Consider the following 13,419-nt stretch of genomic DNA (forward strand, 5'->3'; position numbering starts at 1 on the left):
GGAAGACCCCGCATCACTCTTAACAACGCGCCTCACCGCGCCCGCGTCACTATTTGCGCTACAATCCGCTCATACGCTCTCATTTAAAAAGTTCGCCCGGAGGTAGTTATGGATCTCGGGTTTCCAGTGGTTACGGTTGCGATCGTAATCGTCATTATTTACGCGCTCAGCTCCATCAAGATTCTTGCCGAATATGAACGCGGGGTTATCTTCCGCCTCGGACGCCTGATGGGACACGCCAAGGGCCCGGGCGTCATTCTGGTCTTTGCCCCCGTCGATCGCATCGTCCGCGTCTCGCTCCGCCAGGAAGCGCTCGAAGTGCCGCCGCAGGACATCATCACCCGCGACAACGTCACCTTGAAAGTGAATGCCGTCATTTTCCTGCGCGTGATCGATCCCAACAAAGCTGTGGTCGAAGTCTCGAACTACGTCTACCAGACTTCGCAGTTCGCGCAGACTACGCTGCGGTCGGTCCTCGGCGAACAGGAACTTGATGAACTGCTGGCGCATCGCGAAAAGATCAACCTGCGCCTGCAGAGCATTCTTGACCAGCACACCGCTCCCTGGGGCGTGAAAGTCGTCAACGTGGAAGTGAAGCAGGTCGATATGCCGGAGTCGATGTTGCGCGCGATGGCAAAGCAAGCCGAAGCGGAACGCGAAAAGCGTTCGAAGATCATTCACGCCGAAGGCGAGTTCTCCGCCGCGCAGCGACTGGTCGACGCCGCTCATCTGCTGGCGACCGAACCCGTCAGCGTGCAATTGCGCTACTTGCAAACCCTAACCGAAATCGGCGTTGAGAAGAATACGACTGTAGTTTTCCCTGTCCCAGTTGATTTCTTTGGTGGATTGCAGAGATTACTAGCGGCCCCGCCCGAGAAGACCGGGAGTTAGCTTGGGAAGGCGCGCTACGCCTTGGAACAGCCGTTGGCACCACCGTGGAAGCGCGGCCCTTAAGGGCCGCGTAAAGACGCTCTAAAATGATGAGGGGCTTTAGCCCCGACCCGGAGTATGGCGAACACTCAACAAGACACGGAGATCACCCTCGGCACCGGCCGCATGCTCGCGCTATTTTTCGCGCTGGTCGTGATCTGCGCCGGATTTTTTGCGATCGGCTTTTCGCTTGGACGGAAGGCCAACATGGTTGGAAACGGGAACGTCCTCGCCGCGCAATCCGGAAATCCTTCCGCTGTAGTCCGTCCATCGGCAGGAAAGAACACGCCTCCTCAACCGGCGCCTTCGTCGGACAACTTCAGCTTCCTCAATTCTGGAGGGCAGAAAACCGCTGACACCAAACTAGCGACACCGGACGCGCAAGCACAACCCGCCGCGGCGGCAGCATCAACCGATCAACCCAAGAGCGACGCGAACTCCCCGACCGCTGCTTCGTCGGCCGGCTCCTACTACGTGCAAGTCGCCGCAGTAACCCGCCAGGAAGACGCCGACGCCCTGGTCGAAGCTTTGAAGAAGAAACAGTACCCGGCCTTCTCCGCCAACAATCCATCGGTCGATAAATTCTTCCGCGTCCAAGTCGGCCCGTACGCCGATATCAAGGACGCCGAAGCCATGAGAACCCGCCTGATCGCCGACGGCTACAACCCGATTTTGAAGAAGTAGGATCCGGTTTTTCGAACAGCGGATTCCTCCGCACGTCTCCTACGCCGGAGGAAGGCCCATCTTTTGTACGATGGCGCGGTAGCGCGGCTCGTTGCGCACAAAGTCAAAGGTCGCATCCTGCTGGATAAAGATCAGGAACGGCGCGTGTTTCTGGTAACTTTCCTCCAGGTAACGCAGCGTGTCTTCTTTGTTCCTGATGCGGGCGGAGACCACGGCCAGATCCAAGGGCGAAACGTATCGATGAGCGGCCGCCCGTTTGAGGCTCTCGGCTCGCATGGCAAGCGCCGCTCGCATACCCCCGGCGCGGAACGCACGCCGTAACTCAGCTGACCTTTCCTTTTCGCCATCCAGTTCCACTGCGCGTTCAAACTCCACTTCCGATTCCTCTTCCATTCCCTTCAACAGATAGGCATCCGCCAGGCTGCCATGCAGTATGCTGAGGTTGGGTTGCGCGGCGATTCGAATGCGAGCTTCCTTGATCGCTTCGTCAAAGCGGCGCACGCTCAACAAGGCGGCAACCATACCTGCAGGATCGGCGAAGGGGTCGAGTTCCATCGCCTTGGCTGTTTCCTGGATTGACTCGTCGTACCGATGCAAAACGACCAGCACGTTGGATCGCAGCTCGTGAGCTTGTGAGTTATTGGGATTAAGCGCCACCGCCTTTGCCGATTCTCGCTCCGCCGCCATGACGTCCCAGTGGTGAAACAGGTAATTTGCGGCCACGGAGGTGTGCGCCTCCGAGAGGGAGTCGTCGAGTTCCACAGCACGCTTCGCCGCCGCCTCGCACAGGGGCATCACCGCGTCCGGCGCATACTCTCCCGAAGCCGCGTTCGCACAGTACGCATCGGACAAGCCACTCCAGCCGGCGGCATAGTCCGGCTGAATGTCAACGGCTTTCTGAAAAAAGGGACGGCTTTTTGCGTACTCGCCCGCGAACCAGTAATACCGACCCAGAAGGTAGGCATCGTGCGCCTCCGGGTTTATTTTCTTCTCGGCCCTTTCTGCGATCGAGGTCGCGGTCCCCACCTGCCGCGCGATGGCTTCCGCTAATTCGTTTTGCAGCGTCCCAACGTCGCTCAGATCGCGGTCGAAGGTCTCTGCCCACACATGCGTGTCGGTGGCCGCATGGATCAACTGCGCCGTCATGTGTACCCGGCTTCCCGAACGGCCCACCGAGCCTTCTAGAATCCCATCCACTCCAAGTTCTTTGGCGATCTCCGGCAGCGGCCGATGTACACCCTTGTATTGCATTACGGATGTACGCGAGATCACGCGCAACGCGGGATTCTTTGCCAGCATGGTGATCACTTCATCCGTCATGCCGTCTGCAAAATATTCCTGGGAAGAATCCCCGGAGAAATTGTCCAGCGGCAACACCGCGAGCGAGCGAATCAGGTGAGCGCGTTTTGTGGCCTGCGCCTTCCTGATCTCGTGAACGGTGAGGAAGCCAACCAGAATCAATGCCGAGGCCACCACCACGGCTAGAGCGCTTCGGCGCCCCCAGTTCCCTCCCGTGCCGTGCGTTTCCGAACCCGCCGCCACTTCGACGGGCTCAGCTCCAGGAGCCATGCCTGGCACTGTGTCCTGTGACCGGCTTTCCTCCGTCCATTCCACTTGCCCCACAAACCGGTAACCGCGCCGCGGAACGGTCTCAATCCATCGCGGCTTCTCAGCCGAGTCAGTGAGGCAATCGCGCAATCGCTGCACGGCGGAGTTCAGCCCGTGGTCAAAATCCACAAACGTGTCGTCGGGCCAGAGCTTCGACCGCAACTCCTCCCGCGTCACTAGTTCCCCGGAGGCTTCCAGCAGCACACGCAGGATCTGAAAAGCCTGCTCCCCCATTTTTACCTTCGTCCCAAACTTCCGCAGTTCCCCAGAACGCAGATCGAGCGTGTAGGGACCGAACGAAGCAGTTCTTTGGTTAGGTGTTTTCATGTCCGGAGACTCAGGCCTGGGAATGGGCCCACGAAACAGAAGAACGATTGTGAGGCTGGTTCCGGCGACAGTCAAGAACGGCAGACGCTGCAGCGATTACTCCGAGTGCCGTTGCTCTTTCCACGGATCCCCGTACATGTGATATCCATTCCGTTCCCAGAAGCCTGCGCTATCCTGATCGAGAAATTCCAGCCCGCGCACCCACTTCACTGACTTCCACGCATACAGATGCGGCACAATCAGGCGCGCCGGATACCCGTGGTCCGGAGTCAATGCCTGTCCATCATGATGGGTCGCGACTAACACCTCTTCCCTGTCGAGATCTGCGAGCGGCACGTTCGCCGTGTAGCCCTGTTCCGCATGCACAAGGACATATCTGGCCTGCGGAGCCGGACCAGCCAGCTTGAGAATTTCCCGCATCGCCACCCCGGTCCAGCGATTGTCGAACCGGCTCCAGCGTGTCACACAGTGAAAGTCGCTCGTTCTCTCGGCGCGCGGCAACTTGGAAAATTCTGCCCACGAAAAACGCAGCGGATTCTGGACCAGCCCGAAGACGCGAAAGGCCCATCTCTCCGGATCAAATCGCGGAATCAGACCCGTAATGCAGTACCGGCCACTTCAAGGTCAACGACTGCCCCGGAGGCAGACGCCCCGCCGCCTTCATCTTTCGCTCAAGCTCGCGCCGTTCGTTGCCTTCAAAAAGCATGGTCAGTAGATGCCAACAGCGATCTAAAGTATCACGCTGCGAGCTTCGAGCTGCGAGTGACCCGGTTGCTCGAAGCTCCCAGCTCGTAGCTCGCAGCCGTCTTCTGCTAATCTTCCTCTGATGCCCAACGCTCCCGACCTCGGTCCTTTCCTCCACGCCATCGCCGACCCCGCGCGTCGACGCATCCTGCAAGCACTCAAGGATAAGGGTACCGGGGGCAAAGACCTCGGCCTCAACGCCGGCGACATCGAAGGACGAGTGAAGCTCTCGCAGCCCACCGTCTCGCATCACATGAGGATTCTGGAAACAGCAGGTCTGGTGGAAGTCAAGAAGCAGGGCACGTGGCGATGGTATCGCCGCAACCAGAAGCTGATCTCACAAATGACTCGCGCGATGAAGGCACAACTCTAGCTCCGACACCTTGCCGGCAGTCCGAGGGCGCCGCGCCGTCACTGGTTAAACCACAGCGCTGACGCGATGTCAGGTATCCGTCCTGCGTTTGTACCATGCCCCGTAGAGCACAATCTGCCACCACAACAACGCTACCAATGTGGTTACCCACAACCCGACAAACCGCTTTTGAGCCAGATGACCCGCTGGAAGTCCAAGAGCTACGACAGCTCGGATCACGGCTCCCGCCAAAGCTATTGAAATCACTACCGCCAATACGGTGAGTCTGTGACGTCCCGAGACCCTATGGTTAGTGGATTCATGATGCAGCTTCGCGTTTTGGCGCCACACCAGCAGCCAGATCACCAGGATTCCAACTCCAATCGCGGTACTGCCGTGCTGAAAGAGTTTGTAGAGAGGCGTCGCCCCAATGATTGGAATCTTCAATGACGCATGAAGAATCGCCCAGTGACGATAGACCCACGTATTGGGATGAGTAAAGGAATCCCACCCCAGATGTGTCGCAATCCCCAGCAAGATCGAAAGAAGGATCATCGCGAACCTGGCAGCCCCGCCGAAGCGGAACGCCTCGACATCTTCCGCCAGCCGGTCGCGAAAGCTCGCAGGCAATAGTTCCACTACTGGAGCTTTCACCACAGCGTGGAAGAGCCACAACACGATCAGCGCAAGTGGCAGCGTAAGGAGAAATGTTCCCGGCAGGGTGTGACCGTAACCAACGTCCGGCGCCAGGCGAAGAAAGTACTCGAAATCCGGCGCAAATGTGCCAAGGACTAGCGCTGACCACACGAGTCCTGATCTTCGCAGCGGCAGTGCTGCCGCAGCATGGGCCACTGTGAAAGGCATCGCTGGGATTATGACCTAGACTTGAATCGAAGTCCTACGCGCCCGAACCAGCTGCGTTAGCCTTGGCATCGGCTGCATCTTCCCGTTGCAGCAGGCGCAGTACCTGAGAGATCAGGTCCGCTACTTCAAATGGCTTCGCCAGCGACGGTACATCCTGCTCCTGCAGAAAGCGCCGCGTATCTGCATCCATCACGCTCGAGAACGTCAGCAGCGTCCGCTTCTCCAGCCCCGGACAATTCGCCAACATCCAGCGATGCATTTCTTCCACATTCGGACCACCCGGCATGCGCCCGTTCATCACGACGACATCAAACGAACCGTTGCCCAGGTGCTGTTTTGTTTCGTCAATATTGAGCGAGGTGGTGACGTCGGCTCCAGCGCCCACCAGCACGTCACGCTCAAACTCAAGCACTGCTTCCTCATCTTCCACCAGCAGCACACGCCCCTTGAGTAACGACTCACGTCTTTGCGGAGAACTCGCAACCTCGGGTAACGCCTGCTTCTCGCTGGCCGGCAGCCTGATTTCAATGGCAGCGCCGCCTTCGTCACGGTTGCGAGCCACAATCTCGCCGCCATGTTCCTTGATGATCCCGTAGCAGATGCTGAGCCCGAGTCCCGTCCCTTTGCCGATCGTCTTCGTCGTATAGAAAGGATCGAAAATACGGCTGGGATCCTTGATCCCGGGTCCACTGTCATCGAATTCGGCGCACACGAAGTTGTTGCGGCGGAAGGTGCGCACCTTCAATACGCCACTGCTGTTGCTCTCCAGCATCGCATCCAGCGCGTTATTGATCACGTTGAGGAATACCTGTTCCAACTGGTGGGGATCCGCCACGACCGGCGGCAACTCGTCGACCAGATCGCGTTCCAGCGTGATGTTGCTGACTTTCAGATCATATTCGCGCAACGCCAGCGTTTCTTCCAGAACCCTCTTCAGATCAACAGCCTGCTTCTCCGGTTTGCGTTGGCGAGCGAAGGAAAGCAGGTTCTGCACCACGCGATGCGTGCGCTGCGCCTGCTTGAACAGCTTCTTCACGTAATCCGCGGAGCGCTGGTCTAGTCCCGCCTGGTCCAGCAACTGCGCGTATCCCAGAATTGCGGTGAGTGGATTGTTCAACTCGTGTGCCACCCCGGCAATCAACTGCCCCACCGCCGACATTTTTTCGCTCTGCAGGAGTTGTTCCTGGGTGTGCCGCAGGTCTTCGTACGCCTTGCAGGTCTCTTCGTAGAGCTGAACTTTTTCGATCGTCGTCGCCAGTTGACGGCTGATCGCTACCAGCAGATTTTCGTCGTTGCTCGAATACTGACGAGCTTCTTTACTGGCAATACCCATGATGCCGATCGGCTTGTCCTTACTCCACAGTAGAACCCAGATCCATCCCGGCAACCGGTCCGCGCAGACAAACTCGACGACAGCTGGAGGCAGGTGGGGAACAAAATCCTGACCTACGACTTCCGCCCGCGACCGCATCACGAGGTCGCCAAATCCCTCCGGGAAACTCGCTTCCGACATGCGGACACGCGCTTCACTGCGCGGGCCCCAGCCCGCTCGCCGGCGGAACGTACCTTCCGCACCCGCTGCCAGGTAGACCGATCCCGTTTCCGCCCCAAACAGTGAAATCACCTGCCGGAGCGTGAGGTTAAGAATTTCGTCCAGATCGAACGACTGGGTCGCAATCACCGCCATGGCATTCAGCGCGTTGAGTTCGCGGTTGCGACGGCGCATCTCATCTTCGGAACGTTTCTTCTCCGTGATGTCCAACACGAAGCCCTGATAGCGCTCGATGCCCCCCATCGCATTGCGCGTGGCAAAGCAACTCGCCGCCGCCGTCAGCAGGGTTCCGTCTTTACGCCGGACCGTGATCTCAAAATTGCGCACATAGTTATGCGCTTCGATTTCGTTCCGGAACGCCGCCCGCTCATCCGGCACCGGATACAGCACGCTGTCAATATCGACCGCCGTCAATTCTTCCCGGCTCACATACCCGAGCATGGTCACGAAGGCATCGTTGCAGTCGAGCAGTTTCCCTTCGAGCGTCGCAACAAAGACACCTTCCTGCGCCTGCTCGAAGAGCATGCGATATTTTTCTTCCGCCACATGCCGCTCGGTGGTGTCGCGCACCACGTGAATGGTGCCCTTCTGCTGGCTTCCCTGCTCCGTAAACGACGACGTCGAAACCAGAGCCTGCCCGCCGAAACATGGATCCGCGCCTTCCGTCAGTCCCGCGCCACGATCGCAGTACGGACATCCGCTCCACGGCATGCGCTGCGGCAAAACCATTTCACAAAGGTTGCCGACCACATCCGCGGGCGCCTGTTCCAATCTCTGCAGAAGCGCCTGGTTCGTTTTCAGAATGCGGAAGTCGCCGTCATGCGCGAGGATCAGATCCTGAATCGAATCAAACGTGTTCATCCACTGCCGTTGCGAGCGCAACACCTGCTCCAGCAACCGCAGATTCTCCACCGCAATTCCCAATTGATGGGTTACGGTTTCGAGAAATTCCAACTCTTCAACACTGTGCCGCCGGCTCGACGAACATCCCAGGGAGAATGTGCCGATCACCGACTTCTTGCCCTGCACTGGGAGCACCACCACGTGATGGATTCCCTGCTTCTTCAACTGTTCGCGCACTGACTCCGGCGTCTCCGAAAGTTTCAACACCCTCGCCCGGTTGTCCTGAAAGACCTGGGTCATGGTGTCGTCCATTCCGATCTGGCCGAGCGAACGCGTGGAATCCGGCGACAAACCTACATGTTGCGTCAAAACCAGCTGGCTGCCTTCGAGCATGCGGAACCAGGCCGTCTTCGCCTTGGCCACCGTCTTCAACTTTTCCAACGCCGACTGCATCATCGGCCCGTGATTCTGGGCTCGCGATATCGTGACTGTCAGCTCATTGAGGACCGACAAACGTTCCACGCGTGCCCGCGAATCCCCCAGCACGAGCAGGAACATGCTGGAACCAAGAAGGATTTCGCCGAGCAGGAATCCTTCGACGGGAATGTGATTCGTATAAGGCGGCCAATGCAGATTCAGCGTCAGCAGTCCAAGACTCAGCAGAATTGGACCAATGCCCATCCGTCCAAAGCGATAGCGAAGCAGCCCAAATGCCGCCAGCACTGCAATCACCCGGCAGCCTGCTTCGACCGCGATCTTCATTCCTTCGGAGTCTGGCAGGTAAACCGGGCGCAGGACCGCGCACGCGACGACCACCGACGAGATCATCAGGGCTGCGGTGAGCAACCGCTTGGCATGGACCGACAGCAGCGCCGCCGAGGCAAACAATCCCATGGTTACGACGAATTCCGCCGCTGTGAAGGCTGCCGCTGCCGGCGATGGCGCGTGCACCAGGCCACGCCGCTCCATGAACAGAAAGACGGCGAACGTGATCCAGCCCATTCCCCAGGTCAGCAGATACCGTTCACGGAAAGCTCGATAGAAGAGGAAACTCACTACCGCCAGGATCAGGGCAGTGGACTCCCTCGGCGCCAGCCATGGGATGGCGAGGGCGCCAACCGGGAAGCCTGTTAACCAGGCAGGATTCATAGACACGTGTACCAAAGAGCCTCATTTTTAGATACCATGCGCGCTTCCGTTTTCCGGGGTTTTTCCGCCTCTGGGTGGTTACTTTCGGAATGTCCACCCTGCGATAGAATTGACGATAGACTCTCCACACTCAGCCATGGCGCATGACCGTGTTCTCGTAGTTGACGATGAGGAAACGATCCGGGAGATCGTGTGTTCCATGCTGGCCGGGGCAAATTTTGAAACCTGCCAGGCCGCCAGTGGCCTCGAAGCCCTGTCATTATTGGAGTCCGGGGAGGAATTCGATCTCGTGCTCTCTGACATGTTGATGCCGGGCGGCATCGACGGCACCGCCCTCCTCGAACGCGCCAAGGAAAAATACCCCGACGTTCCCGTCGTGATGGTCACCACGGTCAGTGACATCCAGGTCGCTTTACAGGCCCTTCGCCACGGCGCCTACGATTACTTGCCGAAACCGTTCGAACGAGAGCAACTCTTGGCCACAGTTCGCCGCGCTCTGGAGAATCGGCGGCTGAAACGCGAGAACGACGCGTATCGCACGAACTTGGAAGAACTGGTCGCGGCGCGTACCCAGCAATGGAAGTCAGCCTTGGACGATCTAAAACGTTCTTACGACATCACGCTCGAAGCTCTCGGCGACGCACTCGACCTCAAGGACGCCGAAACCGAAGGCCACTCCCGGCGGGTCACTGCGTTCACCATCGCGATCGCCAGCAAGATGGGACTTCAAAAAGAAGAGATCGGTGTTATCGCGCGTGGCGCGTTCCTCCACGACATCGGCAAGATGGCCATTCCCGACAAGATCCTGACCAAGCCTGACAAGCTCACTCCTGATGAAGTAGAGATCATGAAGGAGCACGCCTGGTACGGGTACAAAATCGTAAAAAATATCCCGTTCCTCAACGAAGCCGCTGAGATTGTCTACTCGCACCAGGAGAAGTATGACGGCTCCGGCTATCCACGCCGGCTCAAAGGCGATCAGATTCCTCTCGGCGCCCGGATCTTTTCGATCGCCGACACGTTCGACGCCATCACTTCAGACCGCCCGTATCGCCCCAAACAGACCGACGAGGCCGCTCGAACGGAAATCTCCAAATGGTCTGGCCGCCAGTTCGATCCTCGCATCGTCGAAGTCTTCCTCGACATGCCCGACGACATCTGGGACCAACTTCGCCGCGATTGCGCACTAAAGGGACGCTTCCCCCATTCCTAGAGCAAAACTGCTTTCAGTTTCTTGTTTCTGGTTTCTTGTTTCTGGTTATTGGGTTCGTTAGGGGCATTGCTTTCGCGAATGCCGCAAGAGGTTTAAGAATCCTCCGTTTAGGACACGGTTTGATTTTGTTCCGCTAGGGCCTGTACTCCCGGAATCCAACCCCGTCGATTCTCCAGGCATCGTTTTTGCCCCACCCTCACATCCAACCATCCAGTTGACGTGAATTTCAGACGGGAACCCCGGGACGGCGAACGGCCGTTCCGGGGTGGAAGTCTCATAGGGCCTCGAGGAGAGTTATGACGAAGTTGTCGAATCTGCTTGGAACGTGTCTCTTGCTGGGAACATCCGCACTCTGGGCACAAACGCATGATCCGCTGATCGCGCCCATGGCTGCTCCAAACGCGGTCCCGGAAGGAACCACTTTCCTGGTCCGCCTGGAAGACAAACTGGACACACGCAAACTGCAACAGGGTAAGCATTTCAAAGTGAAGCTCGGAGAAGACCTCATCGCTGCCAACGGCAATACCATCCCGCGCGGAAAAAAAATCAAGGGCCATGTCAGCTCCGTCGAGCAAGGTCTGCACGCCCGCATGCTGCTCAGCTTCGATGAAATCGAAACCAATCATGGATGGGTCCCTCTGGTCGCGACCGTCACCGGAGTCCCCGGGGAACATGCCGTCAAAACTCCCGACAACGAAGGTGAGATCGAACGCAAAGGCATGAGCAAGAAACGTGTGATTGAAGCGGCAGCCGTAGGCGCCGCCATCGGCACGGTCAGCGGCGCAATTGCCGGTGGAGGCAAAGGAGCCGGGATCGGAGCCGGTGCTGGCGCCGGAGTGGGAGCCCTGGCAGGGTTTCTCACCGACCACGATCTCCGTCTCGATAAAGGCACCACGATGGAAGTCCGCCTCGATCGCGCTTTGCAAGTTCCACGCTAAGGCGAAGCAGTTCCAACAAGATTGTTTCCGTAGAGACGCGGCTCGCCGCGTCTCTTTTTTTGCGCCCCGGTGTATAACTGACTTTTCGGAGACTCACCATGAAATCTGGATTGATTCTTGCCTTACTCGTGCTGGCGACGTTGTCCTCGGCCCAGGCCCCCAACCTCACTGCGCTCCCCAACACCGTCTTCGTCGGCGCCGACGGAAAATTTGAGACCGCTCCCGACACCGCTGTGATCCAGTTCAACATCACAGCGCAAGCGGACACTGCCAAAGCCGCCTACGAGCAAGCCTCGAAATCCGCAGAAGGCACAAGGCAGGTCCTGCGCACCAATGGCATCGACCCCAAGGCCGCTGAAATCGGATTCTTCTCCGTCAACCCGATGTATGACTGGAAGAATCCCAAGCGCAAAGTGATCGGCTACCAGGTCACAACCAGCGTGAGTCTAAAGCTCAAGGACTTCGCCAAGATCGGCCCGATCACGCAGCAACTCGCCGACAGCGACGTGAGTGAGAGCCAGTCGCTCAGCTATACGCTCGAGAACATGGACGAAGCCAAAAGCAAGGCTGTGGCCGACGCGTATCGTCGCGCTCGCGCTTCCGCCCAGGCTCTGGCCACCGCCGCCGGCCGACCGTTGGGAGAACTCTCCTACGCTTCGGTGGATACTTCGGAAAACATTCGTATCTACGCGCCCATGCAGCGCAAAGGCGGACCCGTAATGGCCATGGAGATGTCCGCTCCCACGCAGGAATTCACGCCGCAGGAAGTCACTGTCACCGCGCACGTGAACGCCATGTTTACCTTGAAATAGTTCGAGAATGAATCAGGTGGGTGCCCCGTCCAAGCTTCGCTTGGGCGGGGGTAGTCAGATTTCAGAGCACGGCAAGACGCGCACTACTCGCGGACAATCACTTCCCGCCGGGACGTGATTCTGCTCGGGTCCACGCTCACTTCGCGCTGAATAATCATTTCGATCGACGTGCCTGGCTCCAGTTTCACATCGTTTCCCCGGGAGATCATCGCAATCGCCAATCCGGCGAGTCCGCCCGCGGCAGCACCTAATCCGGCGCCCTTCCCTCCCGCGCTCAACCCGCCGATGACCGCGCCTGTCGAGGCCGTGCTGGCAACCGTCCCAATATCCTTGCCCCGGTCGCTATCCTGACGAACCGTTCCTTCCGATCCCTTGATCGAAGTCTTGTCCGCGCCCGGAATGTTGTCGAGCGATCCCGGCAACATCACCGTATAGCCGCTGGGATAGATCATCGAAGTGAAGTGCATCAGCAATTCCGCGCGTCCCTTGATTCGTCCCGGACGTTGCACGCGGCTGATCTTCCCCTGCACATAGGTCCCAGCCGGGATGATGATTCGGTCCTCGACCACAAACGGAAATGTAGTCACGCAGTAAACGGGATCACCCTCTTTTGCATTGCGCGTCGAAATGGCCTGCTTCAACGCCAACGGAACTTTGGTTCCGGACGGAATCACCAGCCGAGGAGCAGTTCCTTCCACCGCGTTGGTGCTTTCCGGCACCGAAATTGCCGAGGTCGTCCGCGACACTTGTCCGGTCGCTGGCTGGGTAGGACCGGCTGGGGTTGAAGTATCCGGCGCCTGCGCTATTGCGCAGCCCGTCATCAACAGAGCGCCTAATACACGCATCCACATGAAACACCTCGTTGGGATGTTATTTGAGAACAAGCCTGATAACTCTGATGCGACCAGCAAAGCCATCGGTTAGCCGGGAAGATCTGCAGAACTACAAAGGTTGGGAGGTTTGCTGATCACTAACCACAAGGCACTGGCACTGGCACTGACACTGCCTCTATGCCCTTCGCCGTTCCTCATTCTCCCGCAGATTGCCCATGAACTGCGATTGCAGTTTCTGCGCGCATCCTTCTCCGCACACCGGCAACGCGCCTTCCTCGACGATCATTCTTTCGTTCCAGGGCGACAGGTGCAGCACAGGACTGGAATGATCACCGAATGACGACCACATCACCCACCACCGGTTATTGACGCCCTTTACCAAGCCACAATTCGGGCCGGCACAACGGAAGAACGGATTGGGAGCAAAATCGACCATGGACCCACCTGGAGGCAATATTGTATGCGAGGAACGATTTCAGAGCCACATATGGTTTAGGAGTCTGAAACCGCAGAAAATAAAGGGGGATAATCCAGATCCAAACAGGACGAACAACGAAGGGCGAAGGACTG

General features: G+C 58.2%; 11 protein-coding genes and 1 pseudogene. 6 read left to right on the forward strand and 6 right to left on the reverse strand.

The window, feature by feature from the left end:
* Positions 1–108: 108 nt before the first annotated feature.
* Positions 109–891: a slipin family protein gene (locus HY010_01585; GenBank protein ID MBI3474395.1), complete on the forward strand. Its 783-nt coding sequence runs from the start codon at positions 109–111 to the stop codon at positions 889–891.
* A gap of 117 nt (positions 892–1,008) precedes the next feature.
* Entirely contained in the window at positions 1,009–1,614 is a 606-nt protein-coding gene (locus HY010_01590; protein ID MBI3474396.1) for an SPOR domain-containing protein, read from the forward strand.
* Between the two features lie 39 nt (positions 1,615–1,653).
* Here the strand turns inward: HY010_01590 and HY010_01595 are convergent, their stop codons facing one another.
* Together HY010_01595 and HY010_01600 are read right to left on the reverse strand one after the other, a co-directional pair.
* Positions 1,654–3,549, reverse strand: coding sequence for a winged helix-turn-helix domain-containing protein (locus HY010_01595; protein ID MBI3474397.1), 1,896 nt, complete (start codon positions 3,547–3,549; stop codon positions 1,654–1,656).
* A 96-nt stretch (positions 3,550–3,645) separates the two neighbouring features.
* Positions 3,646–4,213: pseudogene (locus tag HY010_01600) on the reverse strand (sulfite oxidase-like oxidoreductase).
* 162 nt (positions 4,214–4,375) lie between these two features.
* On the opposite strand from HY010_01600, the gene HY010_01605 reads away from it, so the two are divergent.
* Positions 4,376–4,666 (forward strand): winged helix-turn-helix transcriptional regulator, encoded by a 291-nt coding sequence (locus HY010_01605; GenBank protein ID MBI3474398.1) that lies wholly within the window; start codon positions 4,376–4,378, stop codon positions 4,664–4,666.
* Positions 4,667–4,735: 69 nt separating this feature from the next.
* Here HY010_01605 and HY010_01610 read toward each other — a convergent pair whose 3' ends face one another.
* Positions 4,736–5,509 (reverse strand): DUF4184 family protein, encoded by a 774-nt coding sequence (locus HY010_01610; protein MBI3474399.1) that lies wholly within the window; start codon positions 5,507–5,509, stop codon positions 4,736–4,738.
* Between the two features lie 34 nt (positions 5,510–5,543).
* Positions 5,544–9,059, reverse strand: coding sequence for a PAS domain S-box protein (locus tag HY010_01615; protein MBI3474400.1), 3,516 nt, complete (start codon positions 9,057–9,059; stop codon positions 5,544–5,546).
* A gap of 130 nt (positions 9,060–9,189) precedes the next feature.
* Here HY010_01615 and HY010_01620 point away from each other — a divergent pair, with 130 nt between their 5' ends.
* The 3 genes from HY010_01620 (at position 9,190) to HY010_01630 (ending at position 12,016) form a co-directional block, all read left to right on the forward strand.
* Entirely contained in the window at positions 9,190–10,266 is a 1,077-nt protein-coding gene (locus HY010_01620; protein MBI3474401.1) for a response regulator, read from the forward strand.
* A 296-nt stretch (positions 10,267–10,562) separates the two neighbouring features.
* Positions 10,563–11,204, forward strand: coding sequence for a hypothetical protein (locus tag HY010_01625; protein MBI3474402.1), 642 nt, complete (start codon positions 10,563–10,565; stop codon positions 11,202–11,204).
* Positions 11,205–11,302: 98 nt separating this feature from the next.
* Positions 11,303–12,016: an SIMPL domain-containing protein gene (locus HY010_01630; GenBank protein MBI3474403.1), complete on the forward strand. Its 714-nt coding sequence runs from the start codon at positions 11,303–11,305 to the stop codon at positions 12,014–12,016.
* An 83-nt stretch (positions 12,017–12,099) separates the two neighbouring features.
* On the opposite strand, the gene HY010_01635 is transcribed toward HY010_01630, so the two are convergent.
* Complete coding sequence (locus tag HY010_01635) at positions 12,100–12,867, reverse strand: hypothetical protein (GenBank protein MBI3474404.1); 768 nt, start codon at positions 12,865–12,867, stop codon at positions 12,100–12,102.
* Positions 12,868–13,024: 157 nt separating this feature from the next.
* On the reverse strand, positions 13,025–13,285 hold the full coding sequence (locus HY010_01640; GenBank protein MBI3474405.1) for a hypothetical protein: 261 nt from the start codon (positions 13,283–13,285) through the stop codon (positions 13,025–13,027).
* Between the last annotated feature and the right edge of the window lie 134 nt (positions 13,286–13,419).

This window comes from Acidobacteriota bacterium, from assembly GCA_016196065.1.
Lineage (GTDB): Bacteria > Acidobacteriota > Terriglobia > Terriglobales > Acidobacteriaceae > Acidiflorens.